The organism is Parvimonas oralis, from assembly GCF_047608425.1.
Lineage (GTDB): Bacteria > Bacillota > Clostridia > Tissierellales > Peptoniphilaceae > Parvimonas.
Window position 1 is genome coordinate 103,394 of record NZ_JBLKRS010000002.1, and the last position, 19,714, is coordinate 123,107.

Here is a 19,714-nt window from a genome sequence, read left to right on the forward strand (position 1 = left end):
TTAGAAACCTAATATTCTATCTCTCTTCTGTCCTCTAATGCCTTTAAAAATGTTAATTCATCATAATTGTCTATGCTTCTACCTATAGGAATTCCATTAGCAATCTTTGAAATTTTTAAGTTTTTGAAATTTTTTAGTAAATCTACAATATAAATTTCAGTTAATTCGCCGTCAATTGTTTGACTTATGGCGAAAATAACTTCCTTTACATTATCTTTTTCAATTCTATCTAAAAGTGAATCTACATTTAAGTCGTCTAAAGTTATTCCTTCTCTTGGAGTAACAAGACCATTTAAAATATGATAAGTTCCTTTATATACTTTAGTTTTTTCAAGGCTTATTACACCTTGCATATCTTCTACAATAGTAATAATTGACTTATCTCTTTTTTCATCAGCACAAATATTGCAGATTTCATCTTCTGTTAAATTTCCACAAATTTTACAATGATGAGTATTCTTTTTCATATTAATAAGACTTTTTGCAAACTCAATAGTAAAATCATCATCCATTTCTAAAATTTTCAAAGCCATTTTAGTTGCAGATTTTCTTCCGATAGATGGAAGTTTTGACAAATAGTGAATAACTTCATCTATAGATTTAGTGTAATTGTTCATTTTTTATAATCCCGGAATATTAATTCCACCTGTTATTTTATTAATTTCTGAATCGTGTTTTTCTTGAGCTTTTCTATTAGCTTCATTTATAGCTGTCATAATTAAATCTTGTAACATTTCTATATCATCAGGATCAACAACTTCAGGATCAAGTTTGATACTTAAAACTTCTTTTTTTCCATTAACAGTTACTTCAACTGCTCCACCACCTGATGTTGCAGAAACTTCTTCTTCATCTAAAAGTTTTTGCGTATTTTCAAGTTCTCTTTGCATTTTTTGCATTTGTTTCATCATATTGCCCATATTCATGCCACCGCCGAATTTAGGGAAACCGCCTTTAGCCATAATTACCTCCTAAAAAAAAATTAAATAATCAAATTATTTAATCTCAAATTTGTTTTTAATAAAATTTTTTTGTTAATCAAATAACATAAAACTTCAAAATTTATACTTTATAATAGCATTTTTTTAAGGATAAATCAATAATTTACAATAATAAGATAAAGTATATATAATTTTGTAAAGACTAAAAAAAGCAATATCGGATTAAATCCGATACTGCCTTTAAACTAAATTTATTTTTTACTTGGATCTACAATATATGCTGTGAAAGTTATCAAATCTGCCTTGCTGTTTTCGTCATGGTCTTCTATAATGATATAGAAAGGTCTATCCATTTTAATATCAATATTTTTGTTTTCCACAGGCATACTTGTTTCTTTAACATCTATTTTTGTTACTGCTTTTGCTTTTGCACCTTTTTCATTAATTTTTAATGTAGAAGTTTGTTTAGCCTTACAAACCTTAACATTCATATCAGGCAATAATTTTTCTATTTTGAATTCATTTAGCAATTTGCCAAGTCCAATCTTTGGAAATAGATTCATAAAATCAACCTGTGATTTAATATCTATTTTTGGCAAATAGAAATTTACTTCATATCTTTCCTTACTTTCTTTAAAAGTATTTATAAGATCTTGTAATTGTTCTGCAGAAAAATTATGTTCTTCTTTAGGCTTTATAAAATAAATATTTGAATCATTTGACCTAATAGAAAATATTTCCATTACATCATTAGATATAGCTGTTACATTTTCAAAATGATTATACATTGTATCAACTTGTATTTTTGTGCCGTCAGATTTTGTAAAATCTCTTTTTTCAGTCTTTTTTTCGTCAAATGGTTGTTTCCATTTTACCTCATAATTTATCGCGTCAATAAAACTGGCTACAACATCATCAGATATTTTTTCTTTATCCAAAATTTCATCTAAGTTGGATTTTTGAAAATCTTGATAAACTTTTGTTCCTTCAGTTGCTGATTTAACTGTTTTAATATTGTCGTAATTAAGATTTTTAGTTTCACCTTTGATATTTTGTAAGTTTATTAAAATCAAATTTGCCAACTTAGTATTTTTAAATTTTAAATTTTGAAGATGTGATTGATCGTAAAATTTAAAAAGGGGTAAATTTTCTCTGTCATCAGTACAAAGAGAGATTAAATCTAAACATCTTTGTATTGAAATAGGGGATAAAACTAAATTTTCGTCATTTTTTTTATTTTTTAATAAAGCTGTAAAAATATCTAAATTGACCTTATTTGCATTACCGGTTTGGGATGCATCAAATACCAGTTTTTCTCTGTTTTCAGGAAATAATTTCTCCGCCTTAGTGCAAGATACTAAAGAAATTGAAATGAACATCAAAAAAATTGTTTTTAATAGTTTTTTCATAGCATACCTCCATTCTAGACAATATAATAGGCTAAAAATCAACAACAGTCTGAACTAATCTATAAAATTTGCATAAACAGTCAAAGAATTTTGAACCGGCATATTAACCTTTGTAAAAAATTCATTTAAAACAACAGTTTCCTTTAAAATGAAAGAATTATTTTCATCTAATTTATAACTTCCAAACTTAAATAAATATTCTTTACAGTCAATATGTAAGAAATTTTCTTTTGGAAAATAGTAAATTTCTTTTACACTCTCATCAAAAAGTTTGGATACTGTTTTTTTGAAAATAGTTTCTTTTAAAACATCCTTAAAAGGAGTTAAGTCAATCTTTTCATAAATATCTTCATTATTTTCTTTGGAGTGTTCTGTATCTTCAACATTTTCAACATTGTCAATAGCTTCAATATTTTCTGAATCTTCTGATTCTATTTCATTTTCAATATATTTAAAATATTCTAAATCTTCTGTATTTTTAGCGGATTCAATATTTTTTTCTTTTTCTACTTCTATTGTAGAATCTACATTTTCTACAATATCAACTTTTAAATTTCCACTTTTAATGATTTTTTCAAGAGTTTCAATTCTCTTTTCCATTTCCGACTTTTCTTTTTTAAATGAACAGATTTTTATAATTAAAAGTTCAGCTAGAGCATTTTGCATATCACTTTTTTTCATCTTATCTTCGACATCTAAAAGATTTTCTAAAATGTAAATAAGCTCAGCTATTTCAAATTTATTTGAATGTTCAAAATATCTCTTATACTCAACATCGTTTAGAGTCGTAAGTTCTTTTTTTACACTCTTTACTAAAATTATATTTCTGAAATGTTTTATTAAATCAATAATAATATTATGTGGAGTCTTTCCGTTTTCAACTAAATTTCTAAAAGTTTCTATTGTCTCATTTTTTGAAGAATTTAAAATTGACTTTGAAAGCTCGAATAACATATTCAGGTTCACAAGTCCCAAACATTCATTTATATCTTCAATGGTAATTTTTTCTTTTCCCGTAGCAACGACTTGATCCAAAAGACTTAATGCATCTCTCATCGCCCCGGAAGAAAGTTCTGAAATCAAATTAATTCCATCTTCTTCCACTTCGACATTTAGATTATTTAAAACATAATTTATATTTTTAACTATATCTGAATTATTAATTCTTTTAAATTCAAATCTTTGACATCTTGAAATGATAGTATCAGGAAGTTTGTCAATTTCAGTTGTCGCAAGTATGAAAATTAAATGTTTAGGTGGTTCTTCTAAAATTTTTAAAAGAGCATTAAAGCCTTCATTTGTAATCATATGGGCTTCATCTATTATATAGACCTTGTATTTTACGATTTGTGGGGGATAGATTACTTTTTCCTTTAATTCCCTTATATCGTCAATACGTCTATTACTTGCAGCATCCATTTCGACTACTTCAAGTGCCTTGTCATTTAAAATCATCTTACAATTTTCACATTCATTACAAGGATTTCCGTCAATCGGATTTAAGCAATTCACCGCACGAGCGAAAATTTTGGCACAACTCGTCTTTCCTGTTCCTCTGATTCCTGAAAATAGATAAGCATGACCTAAATTTCCTGTTCTTATTTGATTTTTTAAAATTTCGACTATATGTTCTTGACCAACAACTCTTGTAAAATCCTTTGGCCTAAATTCTCTATATATGGCTTGTTTCAAAATTTCACCTCTAATATTTTGATTAATGTATTATATATATATTATATCATAGTTTCCTTTTTAAAACTAAATTAATGTAACTATGATGAAATATTAATAGCTTTACCATTAGGCATAAAGCCATTAATATTATAACATAGTTTCCTTTTTAAAACTAAATTAATGTAACTATGATGAAATATTAATAACTTTATCAAAAGGCATAAATATATACTTATTATATCATAATTCCTTTTTAATAAATAAATTGATGTAATTATGATGAAATATTAATAACTTTATCATAAGGCATAAAGTTATTAATATTATATCATAAAAAGAGAAATTGAAAAAATCAATTTCTCTAATTTTTTAATTATTAATATTTTTCTAATTGTATTTACTATTATAATTAAGACCGGCAATCTCTATTTGTTACTACTTGGGTCAGCTATATATGATGAAAAAGTTATCATTTCAGTATTAGTGTTTTCTTCAATGTCTTCAATAACAATATAAAAAGGTCCATCCATTTTTACTGTTAATTCACCGTTTTTTGCGACACCATTTGATTCTTTTGATGCTTTTTCTGCATCTTTAACATTTATACCATTTTCATCAATTTTTAAAATCGAATTTTGCTTAGCTTCAGTTATTTTAATTTCAGCATCTCCCAATAATTTTTCAAGTTTAAAAGAATTAAATAGTTTTTCTGAAACAAATTTTTTGTAAGAACTTTTACAGTCAACACTAGATTTTATATCTATTTTTGGTAAATAGAAATTTACGTCATAAGTTTCAGTGCTTTCTTTTAAACCTAAAATATAAAATAACAAGTCTCCGGTTCCTAACATATCGTTATTTTTCTTTCTTATGAAATAAATATTTGAACCATTTGCTTTAATCGCAAACATATCTATATTATTATCTGATATACCTTTTACATTTTTAAATGTATTAAGCATTGTATCTACTTGTATTTTTGTGCCGTCAAGTTTTGTGAAATCTCGTTTTTCAGTTTTTTCTTTGCTAAATGCTTGATCCCATTTTGCTTCAAAATGTACTGCACTAAAAAAACCGGCTATAGAAGTATTGTCTAATTCTTTATCATCCAAAACTTCTTTTAATATAGAATATTGAAAATCTTGATAGTATTCACTTGCTTCTTTTGAGTTTTTAACTGTTCTAATATTATCATATTTAATTTCTTTTGTTTCACCTTTGATATTTTCTAAATTTAATGTAATTAAGTTTGATAGGGATGAATTTTTTAATTTCAAATTTAGAATATGACCACTAATGATAGAAGTTAAACCGCTTAGATCTTCTCTATCATCTGTGGCTAGAGAAATCATATAAATAGATTGTTGTATTGACATAGGTGATAAAAATATATTTTTATCATTTCCATTTTCTTTCACCAAATTTTTAAAAATGTCACAATTAACTTTGTTCAAAGTACCTACTCTTCTTTTGTCAAATACTAATTTATCTTTGTTTTCCGGGAATAACTTTCCTGATTTTTCAACTTTCTTTGGCGCTTTTGGATTTTCTGTCTTTGAACAAGATACCAAAGAAATAGAAACAAATAAAATTAGGATAGTTTTTAATAGTTTTTTCATAGCACACCTCCGCTTTTATACTAGAATAACTAAATATTAAAAATATGTAATAATGAATGGTAATCCCACTCTTCCACGATGCTTGACATCGGATGGTATCAGGGAATCTTATCTTTTCAAATAAAAAATAATTTACCACAATACCATAGTAACACTTTTGTAAAAACATGTCAACTATTTTTTTAGATAAAGTATAATTTTAAATAAATTAACAAAATTCTTTAAATACAGAATACTTTATAAATTCATTTTTAAATATTGACAAATTTTTTTATTTTTTATAAAATGATTGTATGTGCGTTTAGGAGATAAAAATATGAAAAAAGATAAATTATTTATTAGGACTGCTATGACTATAATCGGAATGATTATATTGGGAATAGGTGTATTTTTAACAATAAAAGTAAATTTGGGATTTGATCCTGCAAGTACAGTTCAGCTTGGAATGTCCAAACATTTAGGATTAAGCTATGGAAATTGTGCAGTAATTTTTAACTTAGTTTTTTTAAGTATAATATTCTTTGTGGATAAAAAATATATAAATATATCATCAATTTTGGCTATTTTTACAGTAGGTTATACAGTTGAAACTATGAATTTTCTTTTTGGATGGATTAATTTACAAGATATACATTTAGTTTATAGAGTTATAATTTGTTTAATAGGAACATTTATCATATCTATCGGAGTTGCAGTTTACATCTTTGCGGGGTTAGGTGTTGGAGCAGCTGATGGAATCTCTGAATTGATAAGTGATAAAATAAAATTTCCTTACAGAACTGTAAGAGTTGTTTCAGATTTTATACTTGTTATAATAGGCTTTTCATTGGGAAGTACTGTCGGAATTGGAACATTAATTATAACATTTTTTACAGGACCTTTTATACAACTTATCAGAAAATTTCTTACTCCTGTTCTTAATGGAATATTGGACGAGGGATTGGCTGATAGTGTAAATAGTGATGAAGAAAAATTTCAAAAAGAAGTTATTGCTTAAAATAGGGGGAACTCTATTTTTTTGTTGTAAAAAGTGGTATTATATAGCTATATTAATTCAATTAAAAACAAGGAGTTTTTCATGGATATTATAAAATTAGTTAAAGAAAAAGAAGAGAAAGTTATAAAAATAAGACGAGATTTACATCAAATTCCGGAATTGGAGTTGGAACTGCCAAAGACAATGGAATATATTTCAAAAGTTTTAGATGAAATAGGTGTAAACTACAAAAAATTGTTAAATGGAAATGCAATTGTTGTTCAAATTGACGGAGAACAAGCGGGAAAATGTATAGCGATAAGAGCGGATAGTGATGCACTTCCGGTTGTTGAAGAAACAGGACTTCCTTTTGCATCTACAAATGGAAATATGCATGCTTGTGGACATGATGGACATACTGCTATGGCCCTTGGAGCTTGTATGATATTAAACGAAAATAGAGATAAACTTAAAGGAACAGTAAAAATATTTTTCCAACCCGGAGAAGAAACGCCGGGAGGGGCTTTACCTATGATTGAAGAGGGCTGTATGGAAAATCCGAAAGTTGATGCGGTAATAGGACTTCACGAAGGCTGTTTAATTCCTATTGAATATGGGAAAATAGGAGTAAAAACAGGAGCCATAATGGCATCTGCTGATATTTTTGAAATAACTGTAAAAGGAAAATCATCGCATGCTGCAACACCTCATCTGTCAGCAGATCCGATTGTAGTTTCATCAGAAATTGTGCTTGGACTTCAAAAGATAATTTCAAGAGAAATAAATCCAATTTCAAATGCAGTTTTGACTATCGGAATAATTAGAGGAGGAACTGCTCATAATGTAATTCCGGAATCTGTTTACATCAAGGGAACAGTTAGAACTTTAGACGAAAAAGTTAGAGAATTTATTGCAAAGAGAATTGAAGAAATCGCAGATGGGATTGCAAAAACTTATAATTGTGAAGCTGAAACAATTTATCACTTTATGTATCCGGTAGTAATGAATGATGAAAAATTTACTGAATTTTTTATAGAAAACACAAAAGAAGTTTTAGGAGAGGATTCAGTTGAAATAATAAAAAATCCAAGTATGGGTGGAGAAGATGTTGCTTACTTCTTACAAAGAGCAAAAGGAACTTACTTTATGCTTTCAAACCCTAAGCTTCACGAGGGTGATAAAATTTATCCTCATCATCATAGCAAATTTGATGTTGAAGAAAGTTTGTTTTACAAGGGAATGTGTGCAGTTTTAGGAACTGTTTTTAAATATTTGAGTTAATAAAATGGATTGTCGATAAACGACAATCCATTTTGTATTCTCAAATTTATTTTTTATGTATCTCCGATACATTCATTTTTATTGTGAAACAACAAGGTTCCCGGGAACCCACCCGATGCAAAGCATCGTGGAAGGGTGGGGTTCTTATTTGCAACAAAAATGTGAGATTTCTCCGCTATGGTCGAAATGACGTGCAAGGAAAAATCTTCGTTCAATAGCTTAACGTGAACAGTAAATAATCTTTAAAAAAATCGTTAAGTAAACAAAAAGTTTCGCGTCATAACAATTACTAAAGAAATGTGCCTAATACGTCATCTTGAGCGGAGTATAACGGAGTCAATCTAGCCCTAACTTTGTTTCTTGTAAACAGCAAAAGTTAGGGCTAGAATCAGTTTCGCTAACGTGTCAGCCAAGATGACGTATAAGGAAAAATCTTCGTATAATAGTTTAACGTGAACAGTAAATAATCTTTTAAAAAAATCGTTAAGTAAACAAAAAGTTTCACGTCATAACAACTGGTAAAGAAATTCCCCTAATACGTCATCTCGACCGTAATGAGCGAAGCGAATAAAGTCGAGAGATCTCATAGTTTTACTTGTTTACAAGTAAAACTAAATGTATCTTCGATACATCAAAAAAACATTATAAACAAAAAATCCCCAACATTTGTTGAGGATTTTAATACTAAATATTTACTATTTAACTTTTTCTGAAACTGCTTTCGCAACAGTATCAGCAACATTTTCTTCAAAAGCGGAAACAATAATATAATCTTCTCTAATTTTGTCATCAGGAATCATACTTGCAAGTCCGTATGCTGCAGCTAATTTCATTTCATCAGTAATTTTCTTAGCCTTTGCTTCTAAAGCACCTTTAAAAATTCCAGGGAAAGCAACTACATTGTTAATTTGATTAGGCATATCTGATCTTCCTGTTGCAGCAACTCTTGCTCCGGCTTCTTTTGCATCTGCATAAAGAATTTCAGGTTGAGGATTTGCCATTGCAAATACAATCGCATCTTTATTCATTGAAGCTACCATTTCTTTAGTAACTAAATCTTTTTGACTTACTCCTATGAATACGTCAGCGCCTACAAATGCTTCTTTCATAGTCATATCTTTTTGTTCTTTATTTGTTATTTCAGCTAATTCTTTCTTTACAAAATTATAATTTTCTGAATGTTTTTTATTGATTGCACCTTTTGAGTCGAATGCTATTACATTTTCAACACCCAACATCATAATTAATTTTATGATTGAATATCCTGCAGCACCGGCTCCTGAAACAACAACTTTAACATCTTTAGCTTCTTTTTTAACTAATTTTAATGCATTGATTAAAGCCGCTGTAACAACTATTGCAGTACCATGTTGGTCATCGTGGAATACCGGAATATCAAGTTCATCTATTAATGTTCTTTCAATTTCAACACATCTTGGAGAAGAAATATCTTCAAGATTAATTCCACCAAATGTAGGAGCAAGAGCTTTTACAATTGAAATAATTTCCTTAGGGTCTTTTGTATTTAAAACTAGAGGAACAGCATTAACTCCACCGAATTTTTTAAATAAACAACACTTTCCTTCCATAACAGGCATAGCCGCTTCAGGACCTATATCTCCAAGACCTAAAACAGCAGTTCCATCAGAAATAACAGCAATAGTATTAGCTTTGCTTGTATATTTATAAGCTAAAGAAGGGTCCTTACTTATTTCCATACAAGGTCTTGCAACACCCGGAGTATATGCATAAGTTAAATCCTCAGCATTATTCAATTCTGCTTTTAATTCTGTTGATAGTTTTCCTTGCCATTGTTCATGAAGCAACAAGGCTTTTTCGTAAACATCCATTTTTTTATCTCCTTTATATAAAAATATTCATTCAAATTTAATATACTACAAAGAATTCCAAAAGTCAATACAAAAAGCGAAAGTGAATTTCATTAAATTTTTTTAATAGACACGATAGGTTAAATTCTTCCTATTGCTTTTTAAAAATTTTTACATTAAAATATAGTTGGTGATTAAAATGAAGATAAAGAAAAAATATATATGTTCAAATTGCAAAAAAGAGTCATTGGGTTGGCAAGGAAAATGTAGTTTTTGCGGTAGTTGGGGAACGATAGAAGAGATTGAAGTTTCCGATGTAAAAAGCTCTAGCGATAAAATTGTTGCAAAGGGAAAAGTTGAGAAGTTAAAAAATGTAAATGTAAATGAAAATGATAGATTTATAACCGGAATAGATGAGTTAAATCGTGTTTTAGGTGGTGGAATTGTAAGGGATAGTGTAAATATTTTAACTGCAAGACCCGGTTGTGGGAAAAGTACATTGCTTTTACAACTTGCACTAGACTTTGCGAGTAAAAATGTAAAAACTATATATATTTCTGCAGAGGAAAGTTCATCACAGATAAAGTCGAGGGCAAATAGAATTGTAAAGGAAATTCCTGAAAATATTTGGATTCAATCTACACAAAGTATGGATGAGGCTTTAAATTCAATTGAAGAGGTTGACGCTGAAATTGTAATTTTAGACAGTATTCAAACTGTTATGTTAAGTTCAATTCCTTCAAGAGCAGGTTCTCCGACACAGACTGTCGAATGTATAAATGAATTGGTTAGAATTGCAAAAAATAATAAAAAGCCAAGAGCAGTCTTTATAGTTTGCCATATGACAAAACAAGATGAAATGGCAGGACTTAGGACTTTGGAGCATATGGTGGATTCAGTTTTACTACTAGAGGGAGAGTCTGATGAAAGTTTAAGAACTCTTACAAGTACAAAAAACAGATTTGGAAGAACGGGAGAAATCGGACTTTTTAAAATGGAAGAGTACGGACTTTTGGAAATTAAAAATCCATCAGAATTTTTTGTAACTCAAAGAGAGAAAGATATTTGTGGAAGTGTGTTGTCCGTTGTAAAAGAGGGAAGCAGAATGTTAGTTGTTGAAGTTGAAAGTTTGGTTTCACAGTCTTTTACAAGTTATCCTGCAAGAATCGGGGACAGTCTTAAAAAAGATCAATTAAATACATTGCTTTCAATTTTAGAAGAAAGAGCCGGATTTAATTTATATAATAAAAATGTAATTTTAAAGACTACGGGAGGACTAAAAATATCAGAGCAATCTGTAAATTTGGCTGTAATTATTTCTGTTGCGTCTTCGATTTTAAATAAAGCGGTTCCAAGATATAATGTCTTTATCGCAGAAGTTGGACTTACAGGAGAATTAAAGAAAGTTCCGAATTTAAGTGAAAGATTAATAGAACTTGACAGAATGGGCTACAAAAAGGTATATATTTCAAATGAAGTTGTGGATATAAAGAATTTAAAAACATTAAAAGTTGAAAAATCTAAAACACTAAAAGAAGTTATTGACAAAGTTTTTAGAAATGTTTAATTATTAAGAAAAGAAGGTTGTGTATGTGCTACACAACCTTTTAAATATTAGTATTAACATAGTCATTTATTTTTGAAATTCTAATTTCATTTATAAATATATTTTTTTCTTTCAATTTTTCTAAAATCTTATCATTCATAGAGTGAAAAATTGCATATTCAACATCCTTTACTACAATTTCATAAAGAGAATTATTAAGTCTTTTTGAATTCATATCTATGAAATATGCCTCTGTGGAATTTTCATCCAAAAAGTCAATCATCTTAAAAAGATATTTATCTTTTTCTGCATAATAATTATTAGATTTCATAAGATTTTCATTATACTTTTTTTGCTTTTTTCTATTATTTGAATACAAAATTGATTTTTGTTTAAAAAACTTTGCTAGAATATTGTAATATTGGTAATTATACATTCCTTCTTCCAGCGAGGATATATTTAAAAGTGGTTTCATACTTAAATTTTGTATCAATTCATAATTTTTTTCTAAAAAAGAAATTTTATCTATTTTTCCAATTGAAAGGTCAGTAATTAATTCATTTCTCTTTTTGAAAAATTTTTCAAGTTGTACTGTAGGTATATTCATATCACAAAAAAAGCATCCCAACGATGCTTTTTAAATCTAGTCTAATTTTAATTCTACACAACTTGCTTGACCACCTTCACAAAGTTTTTCTTTAGGAATATTTATTCCCATAAAAACTTCAAGTTTGTGATCTTCACAAAGTGCATCGACATCTTTCTTAAATTTACAAAGCTTTTCGCTATCAAGATCAATTATTGAATAGATACCGTCGATATAGATTTTTTCCACATCATAATCTCTTGAAACAATTCCGAAAATGAATCCGAATAATTTGTCAAGATTTACTATTTCATATTCTTTTGCATTTGTTAATCTAACACTGTGGTCTAAGCTGAAAATATGAGAATCATCTGTATCAATAAAAATGATATTTCCATTTCCCTTTCTCACTTCTTCGTTAGCTTTATCTATTAACCATTTAGTTTTTCCAGATCCTGATGGACCAAGTACAAAATTTAACATTTCAACCACCCCTTAATTTCTTTTTCTCATTATACCATTTTGCAATAAATAATACAAGTGTTTTTTCTATAAAAAAGTTTAATATAAAGTTTGAAAAATAAATATTTTTTATTAATAATATGAAATATTTTTGAAAACGATATTAAAGTTAGAGAATATACAAGTTATTTGGAAAAAGATATAACTAATTTTATAAAATTTACAAATCTTGATTTTTTTTCGGTTTTGTGCTAAAGTAAAATTAGGTAGATATGGATAATTTTATAATTTTAAAAATATATTGAATATATTGAAACAGGGGGAATTATGGCTTTTGTTGAATTTAAAAACGTTTATAAAAAATATAATGAAGGAAAGAGTTCAGAAATTGTTGCAAATAGGGATGTTTCTTTCGAAATAGAGCATGGAGAATTTTGCGTTATCGTTGGACCTTCAGGAGCAGGAAAATCTACAATTCTAAATATCTTAGGCGGAATGGATGATGCTACAAGTGGAGAAATCTATATAGATGGTAAAGATATTTGTAAATTTAATAAAAGACAATTAAATGACTATAGAAGATATGATGTAGGCTTTGTCTTTCAATTTTACAATTTAATTTCAAACTTAACTGTTTTGGAAAATGTTGAACTGGCAGGACAAATTGTAAAGGAAAGTTTAAATCCGACAGGCGTTTTGGAGTCTGTTGAATTATCTCATAGACTTAAAAATTTTCCAAGCCAATTATCAGGAGGGGAACAACAGAGAGTTGCAATAGCTAGAGCTCTGTGTAAAAATCCTAAACTGCTTTTATGTGATGAGCCTACAGGAGCTTTAGATTATCATACAGGTAAAAAAATTTTAGAGCTTCTATATCAAAGATGTAAAAGTACAAATACAACTGTAATTTTAATCACTCATAATCAAGCCATTGCACCAATGGCGGACAGAGTTATTGAAATTAACGACAGTACAGTAAAAAATGTGATTTTAAATAAAAATCCAAAGGACATAAAGGAAATTGAGTGGTAGTATGAAAAAAACATTGTTTAAAAATTTTTACAGAACAATCTTTCGAACATTTCCAAAATTTTTATCCATCGTATTTATGATAGGACTTGGAGTAATGGTCTTTGTCGGACTTAAAATAACTCCACATATAATGCGAAGAAGTGTAGATAAACACATTAGCGAAGGGAATTTATATGATTTTAAAATTTCTTCAAATTTTGGATTGCAAAAAGAAGATGAGGATATAATTTCCCGTTTGGAAAATTTAAAAGATATTGAATATGGATATAGTATAAATCTAAAAGACGAAGAGCGAGAAGTCGATTTTACTATTGAAAACAAGCCCGAAAAAATAAGTACCGTTCAAGTAATAGAAGGGGAAGATATTACATCGGACTCCGATATTTTATTGGATGAAAGATTGAGAGATAAATACAAAATCGGGGATGAAATAGACTTTAAAAATGTTGAAAAATTTGGAATTTTTAAAGACGAAGTAAAAAAATTAAAACAAAATAAATTTACTGTAAAAGGCTTTATCAAAAGTCCTGAAGTTTTAACTACACTTCTAATGGGAACTACAGAAAACGGATATTTGGCGATAGTTTCAAAAGATACTTTTGATTTCACCTACTTTTCGTATGCAAAAATAATTTTCTCAGACTTAAATAATTTGAATATGAATAGCAAAAGTTTTGAAAATTTAAAAAATGATAAAAAACTTATGTTACAAGAAATGTTTAAAAATAGAGCCGGAGAAGTTTATGAGTTAATTTACTCACAAAAACGAGATATTTTAGATGAAAATAAGGAAGAACTTTCTAAAAATAAATTAGATCTTGAAGAAAACGAAAAAAAATTACAAGAAAATCTTGAAAAGTTGGAAAATGGTCGAAAAGATTTAAGAAGAGCTTTTGCAGATTTGAATTACCAAAAAAATCAGTTTATTAATTTAATAAATGAAAATCAAGATAAATTGACAGATGCTATAAATAATTTGTATGAGAAAAGGACTGAGTTATATAAAAATAGGGAAGATTTAGTCGATAAAAATAATTCTTTGGTAAAAAACAAAGAAGATTTAGAAAAAAAGAAAACGGAAATTGAATTAGGAATAAAAGCCTTAAATCAGGAATTGAGATTACTTGAAGAAAATTACAATTCAAATTTGATTGACGAAAATGAATATAAGGCAAAGAAAGAAGAAATTAATAAAAAATTAGCTGAATTAAATATTGCTTTACAGACAATTCAAAAAAATTTAGATTCTGTTAATACGAATTTATCAGTTATTTCAGAAAATATTTCTAAATTAGATGAAGGGGATAAAAAATTAGCTTTTGAAATTGAAAATTTAGAAAATAAAATGGACGAATTGAAAAGTCAAGCAAAACAAGGAATGCGTAAATTTGATGAATACTATTCAAAATTAGTAGAAAAAAAGGCGGAAATTGAAGAAAATAACTTAAAATTAAATAAAGGAAAAGATGAAGTAGAAGATGCCAAAAGTAAAATTTCAGAGGCAGACAGTAAAATTTCTGAAGGAGATGAAATTTTATCTAAATTGATAGAGCCAACTTACAATATAGAAGACGGATTCAGTTCATCAGCGACGTCAAAAGTTTATTTTGCAGCTAATGGAATTTATGGAGTTTCAAATGTATTCTCATTATTTTTCTATTTCATCGCTCTTTTGGTATCACTTACAACAATGACTAGAATGGTTGATGAAAATAGAATACAGATAGGAACATTAAAGGCATTAGGATATAGCAATATGGACATTGCAAAGCAATATTTTTACTATGGACTTTTAGCGAGTTTGATAGGGGGAGCAATAGGAACTATTTTAGGATTTAAGATAATTTCTCCGCTTGTATATGGTTCATACTTAAAAGCCTTTATATTTCCAAAAGTTTTTGACAACTACTATCCGGAAATAATTACTGTAGGAATTTTAATTGCAATTTTCTGCACAGCTTTTGTATCATATATAACTTGTATGAAAACACTAAAGGAAAAAATTTCATCACTTATGAGAGCAAAAGCTCCTAAGTCCGGAAATTTCGTATTTCTGGAAAAAATACCTTATATTTGGAAAGAACTTTCTTTTTTACAAAAAGCAACTCTAAGAAATGTATTCAGATATAAACTAAGACTTACAATGACAATAATAGGTGTAATGGGATGTATGGGACTTTTGGTTCTTGGATTTGGAATAAAAGATAGCCTTGACGGAGTTTCCGATTTACAATACTCAAAATATACAAAATATCACACATCAGTTATTTACAATCCGATGGCATTACAAAAAGATTTGGATAAATTTGATGAAGAAATAAAAGCCGATAAGGATATTAACGAAAGTATTGATATAGCAACAACATCTGTAAATATAAAATCAGATAAGAGTTTTGACGAAAGAATTGCCGTTTTTACAACAGATAATTTGAGCGATTTTTCAAAATTCTTTGCACTTTACAATGGGGAGCAAAAAATTGAAAAATTAAATGACGGTATCTATATAAATAGAAAATTAGCTGAAAAATTTTCTCTTTCAGTTGGAGATGAAATCACCTTTATAAATAACAATAAAGAATATAAAGGAGTAGTTGCGGGAATTTTTGAAAATCATGTCGGTAATTTCTTTATAATGAATGAAAAAACTTATGAACAGACATTCTTTAGAAAACCTATAAAAAATACTAAATTAATGCTTTTAAATGACGGAAGTAAGGACAATATTGAAAAAGTAATAAATGATTTGGAAAAAAATTCCGTTGTAGTAAAAGGTATAAGTATTTACTCTTTGAAAAAAATAATAGATGATGCATCTTACAGCGTAAACTCAATTATCTTACTAATCGTAATATGTTCAGGTTTTTTGTCAATAGTAGTTCTATATAATTTAAGTAATATAAATATCTCTGAAAGAAAAAGAGAAATTGCAACACTTAAAGTTTTAGGCTTCTATCCTTTGGAAATTGATAATTATATTTACAAAGAAACCGTAATACTAACAATGATAGGAATATTTTTGGGAATATTTGTAGGATATAGCCTTCACATAAACATTATGGAACAACTTGCTATGGACTCAATCAGATTTTTCAACAAAGTAAAACTCATAAGCTACATTTACTCAGCATTAGTAACACTACTATTCACATTCATTGTTTACTTCGTAGTAAAAATAATGCTTAAAAAAGTTCCAATGATAGAATCATTAAAAGATGTGGAATAGAAAATAATCAGGAGTGAGAATCTTGGAACATATTTTGAATATAGAAACAAAAAGGTGTAGGATAAGACAATTTAAACAATCAGATGTAGATGATCTATATCTGATATTAAGTAACCCTAAAGTGATGGAATACATTGAAGAACCTTTCACTTTAGAAGACACAAAAGACTTTTTAAACAAAAATGCTCTGTCTTATCCTCCACTAGTATTTGCTTTAGAATATAAAGAAAACAAAAAATTAATTGGACATATTATTTTTCACAAATACAATAAAGACAGTTACGAAATTGGTTTTATCTTAAATTCAAACTATTGGGGACAGGGCATAGCAGACAAAATAACAAAATCACTAATTGACTATGCAAAAAATAAAAATATCCATTCACTCATTATCGAATGCGATAAAAGACAATTAGCAACACAAAAAATCGCAACAAATAACAATTTTAAGTTAATAAGTAGCGAAAATTTATTAATTTATGAATTAATTTTATAAAAATTGCAGTAAAATATATAATGACAAAATAAATAAGATTTGGAGATTTTTATGAAAGATGATTTTGAAGAAGAAATTTTAAAAAAAATAAGAGAAACAGTCATAGGTCAACAATTACAACCCTTAGAATTAGATAAAATGATGACAGTTAGTCAAAGGGCAAAATTTGTAAAGCAACCTCGTGGAGGATATATTAAAAGAACGGATTTTGTTGAAAAAACTCTTGGAGCAGGAGAAGAAGAACTTGAAGAAGATATCAATATAAATCCTATCTTAATTGGCTTGACTGTAGATTATTTAATGCGTTTTATGCTAACAGGAAAACTAAAAGATGCATTTTTTGTTTCTTGGGTTGGAGCTAATGAAATAAAAAAAGAAAAATTGGCAGAATCTTTAATGAAAGAAATTACAGGATTAGATGATAAATCAATATCTAATGCGATAAAATTAACAGGTTTTGACGTTGTTGTTAGATATGGAAAGCAAGGATATGTTCCTATAAATAGAATAAAACCTAATAAAGCTACTATTAAAAATGTTAGGATTATGGTAAATAGAACGATAAATTTTTCTAAAGTGTATGGTCCAATTACTTCGTTTGGATTTGACTTTACTAATGCTTATACAAAGACCGTTGTTGCAGGTGATGGTGATTTTTTAACAGAAGATACTTTGTGGGATTTGAAAGTTTTAAAAAAATATTTTACCAAGAATCATACTTTACAGATTCTGATGTATTGGAGGATGGGATTAAGAAGTAATTATAAAATATTTAAAAAAATAAAATATTTAGGTATATATAATCCTAGAAAAAATTTAGTATACAGATACAATTTAAAAAATCTTTCTGATGAAATAATTACTATTGTTGATAAAGAAGTAATAGGATATGATAAACCATTAAATCAAGTAATAAAAAAATTGTATTTGGAATAATAGTAAAAAATATTGTTTATCAAAACAAGCAAATAATGGTGGTGTGTAATGAATAATATTAAAGATAGGTTAAAGGGTGCTCTCTATGGTTTTACAATTGGAGATGCGATGGGGGCGACTACTGAATTTATGAGTGCTACTGAAATAAAAAGTGAATATGGAAAGCTAACTGATATAGTAGGTGGGGGTTGGCTTGATTTAAAGGCTGGAGAAGTTACAGATGATACACAGATGTCAATTTGTGTTATGGAAGTTCTTATGAAAAATGAGTTTAAGAATTTTAAGAAAGATGTGGCTGATAGTTTTGTAGCTTGGCACGATACTAAGCCTAAAGACATTGGAAATCAATGTAGAAAAGCAATAGCCTTTTATAAGGAGTCCGGAAATTATATTGCAGAGGATAATACTGCTTTGGGAAATGGAAGTCTTATGAGAGCCTTGCCTTGTGCATTATTAAATACAGAAAAATCTGTAGAACTTAATTTTATTCAGGGAGATATTACCCATAATAATAATATTTGTAGAAATGTTTTAAAGGAATATATGGAAGTTATAAAAGCTCATATTTTAGGGAAAAATCTAAATTTAGAAAAGAGAGATTTATTAAAACCTAGTGGATATGTTATAAATACTTTCAATAATGCTATTTATTGGAGTGAAAAGAAATCTTTTGAAGATTGTATCATTGGAGCTGTAAATCACGGCGGAGATGCAGATACAATTGCAGGGATTGCAGGAAGTATTTCAGGTGCAAAATTCGGATATGAAAATATACCTAAAAGATGGGTTGAAAAATTGGATAAAGAAGTAGTTAAGAAATTGGAAAAATTTTTAGAATATGTTTTTAAAACTTATTGATATTAAGTAATATGTTAATCCGAAATTTTATCTTACAGGAGGGGGATATGTACAATAATAGTGCCAATAGTAAAAATTATTATGGTGTTCTGCAAGAATTAACTGAAAAATATGTTAATTCTATTTTTGATGGTATGCATTTAGATTCAAAGAGAAATAATTTAAAGGACATTAAAGCTGTAGATTTAATAGTAAATGGTAAGAAAGTTGATGTTCAATTTAGTCAAAATTTTAGCAATTATGGAGATATAAGGATTGATGTAATTTCTGCCGGATATTATGGTGATAATTGGGAGTTAAATCAAAATGATTTTTTATCTAAGCTTGAGTTTATCCATAAAATTAGAATTTCTAAAGTAGGGAAGTATTTTCTTGATGGATATGCAGATTATGTTGCTTATCTAATTTACAATGGTAAAATAATATGCAAAAGTGAAGGAAAATTACCAAAACCAGACGGTTTGCTTCTATTGAGTGTAAATGAAGTGGTAGATTATATAAACCGCAATATAGATAGATTTGTAGGGAAAGTTAAGATTAATGATAAAAAAAATAATGGAATAAGTGAATCACATTTATCTGCTTTTTTGCCACTAAGTCTAGAAGAAATAAGGTCTAATTTTAATGATTTTTCTTATAATAAGTTTGAGAATAGTGGGATTCGTTGCATTGACGGTAGGAATCTTAATGAGCTTTTATAATAATAATTATATAAAGGAGTTCAGTATGAACTCTTTTTTTAGTGAAATAACAATTGACTATACGATGCAAAGTTATTATATTTCGGTAAAAATTTTTTTATTTTTTCTCTGTATGATTTTTTATTTACTTTGTAAAAAATTATTG

Annotated in this window: 17 protein-coding genes; 9 read left to right on the forward strand and 8 right to left on the reverse strand. The window is 27.9% G+C overall.

What is annotated here, in order from left to right; translation table 11 throughout:
* Positions 1-8: 8 nt before the first annotated feature.
* From recR to ACMX2D_RS03990, 5 genes are all read right to left on the reverse strand, one after another.
* The gene (gene recR, locus ACMX2D_RS03970; RefSeq protein ID WP_414972786.1) at positions 9-617 is read right to left on the reverse strand and encodes a recombination mediator RecR; all 609 of its coding nucleotides are present in this window, start codon (positions 615-617) and stop codon (positions 9-11) included.
* A gap of 3 nt (positions 618-620) precedes the next feature.
* Complete coding sequence (locus tag ACMX2D_RS03975) at positions 621-962, reverse strand: YbaB/EbfC family nucleoid-associated protein (protein ID WP_009447965.1); 342 nt, start codon at positions 960-962, stop codon at positions 621-623.
* 230 nt (positions 963-1,192) lie between these two features.
* A complete protein-coding gene (locus tag ACMX2D_RS03980) occupies positions 1,193-2,350 on the reverse strand; it encodes a serpin family protein (RefSeq protein ID WP_414972787.1) in 1,158 nt (385 codons plus the stop codon).
* Between the two features lie 54 nt (positions 2,351-2,404).
* Positions 2,405-4,042 carry a DNA polymerase III subunit gamma/tau gene (dnaX, locus tag ACMX2D_RS03985; protein ID WP_414972788.1) on the reverse strand — a complete coding sequence of 546 codons (1,638 nt, stop codon included), beginning with the start codon at positions 4,040-4,042 and terminating at the stop codon, positions 2,405-2,407.
* Between the two features lie 407 nt (positions 4,043-4,449).
* A complete protein-coding gene (locus tag ACMX2D_RS03990) occupies positions 4,450-5,643 on the reverse strand; it encodes a serpin family protein (protein WP_414972789.1) in 1,194 nt (397 codons plus the stop codon).
* A 316-nt stretch (positions 5,644-5,959) separates the two neighbouring features.
* Here ACMX2D_RS03990 and ACMX2D_RS03995 point away from each other — a divergent pair, with 316 nt between their 5' ends.
* Together ACMX2D_RS03995 and ACMX2D_RS04000 are read left to right on the forward strand one after the other, a co-directional pair.
* Complete coding sequence (locus tag ACMX2D_RS03995; RefSeq protein ID WP_414971436.1) at positions 5,960-6,640, forward strand: YczE/YyaS/YitT family protein; 681 nt, start codon at positions 5,960-5,962, stop codon at positions 6,638-6,640.
* A gap of 81 nt (positions 6,641-6,721) precedes the next feature.
* Entirely contained in the window at positions 6,722-7,900 is a 1,179-nt protein-coding gene (locus ACMX2D_RS04000) for a M20 metallopeptidase family protein (RefSeq protein ID WP_414972790.1), read from the forward strand.
* Positions 7,901-8,595: 695 nt separating this feature from the next.
* Here the strand turns inward: ACMX2D_RS04000 and ACMX2D_RS04005 are convergent.
* Complete coding sequence (locus tag ACMX2D_RS04005) at positions 8,596-9,750, reverse strand: NAD(P)-dependent malic enzyme (RefSeq protein WP_414971438.1); 1,155 nt, start codon at positions 9,748-9,750, stop codon at positions 8,596-8,598.
* 178 nt (positions 9,751-9,928) lie between these two features.
* On the opposite strand from ACMX2D_RS04005, the gene radA reads away from it, so the two are divergent.
* On the forward strand, positions 9,929-11,296 hold the full coding sequence (gene radA / locus ACMX2D_RS04010) for a DNA repair protein RadA (protein WP_414972791.1): 1,368 nt from the start codon (positions 9,929-9,931) through the stop codon (positions 11,294-11,296).
* A gap of 40 nt (positions 11,297-11,336) precedes the next feature.
* Here the strand turns inward: radA and ACMX2D_RS04015 are convergent, their stop codons facing one another.
* A complete protein-coding gene (locus tag ACMX2D_RS04015; protein WP_414971442.1) occupies positions 11,337-11,882 on the reverse strand; it encodes a DUF6648 family protein in 546 nt (181 codons plus the stop codon).
* Between the two features lie 36 nt (positions 11,883-11,918).
* The gene (locus tag ACMX2D_RS04020; protein ID WP_414971443.1) at positions 11,919-12,344 is read right to left on the reverse strand and encodes a hypothetical protein; all 426 of its coding nucleotides are present in this window, start codon (positions 12,342-12,344) and stop codon (positions 11,919-11,921) included.
* A 306-nt stretch (positions 12,345-12,650) separates the two neighbouring features.
* Between ACMX2D_RS04020 and ACMX2D_RS04025 the strand changes: the two genes are divergently transcribed.
* Genes ACMX2D_RS04025 through ACMX2D_RS04050 form a run of 6 tightly spaced genes read left to right on the forward strand, consistent with a single transcriptional unit; the run spans position 12,651 to position 19,569 of the window.
* A complete protein-coding gene (locus tag ACMX2D_RS04025; protein ID WP_414972792.1) occupies positions 12,651-13,355 on the forward strand; it encodes an ABC transporter ATP-binding protein in 705 nt (234 codons plus the stop codon).
* A gap of 1 nt (position 13,356) precedes the next feature.
* A complete protein-coding gene (locus ACMX2D_RS04030) occupies positions 13,357-16,578 on the forward strand; it encodes an FtsX-like permease family protein (RefSeq protein ID WP_414972793.1) in 3,222 nt (1,073 codons plus the stop codon).
* A 13-nt stretch (positions 16,579-16,591) separates the two neighbouring features.
* Positions 16,592-17,074, forward strand: a complete 483-nt coding sequence (locus ACMX2D_RS04035) for a GNAT family N-acetyltransferase (RefSeq protein ID WP_414972794.1) — start codon at positions 16,592-16,594, stop codon at positions 17,072-17,074.
* A 51-nt stretch (positions 17,075-17,125) separates the two neighbouring features.
* The gene (locus ACMX2D_RS04040; RefSeq protein WP_414972795.1) at positions 17,126-18,010 is read left to right on the forward strand and encodes a hypothetical protein; all 885 of its coding nucleotides are present in this window, start codon (positions 17,126-17,128) and stop codon (positions 18,008-18,010) included.
* A 48-nt stretch (positions 18,011-18,058) separates the two neighbouring features.
* The gene (locus tag ACMX2D_RS04045; protein ID WP_414972796.1) at positions 18,059-18,868 is read left to right on the forward strand and encodes an ADP-ribosylglycohydrolase family protein; all 810 of its coding nucleotides are present in this window, start codon (positions 18,059-18,061) and stop codon (positions 18,866-18,868) included.
* 47 nt (positions 18,869-18,915) lie between these two features.
* Positions 18,916-19,569, forward strand: a complete 654-nt coding sequence (locus ACMX2D_RS04050) for a hypothetical protein (RefSeq protein WP_414972797.1) — start codon at positions 18,916-18,918, stop codon at positions 19,567-19,569.
* Positions 19,570-19,714 lie beyond the last annotated feature (145 nt).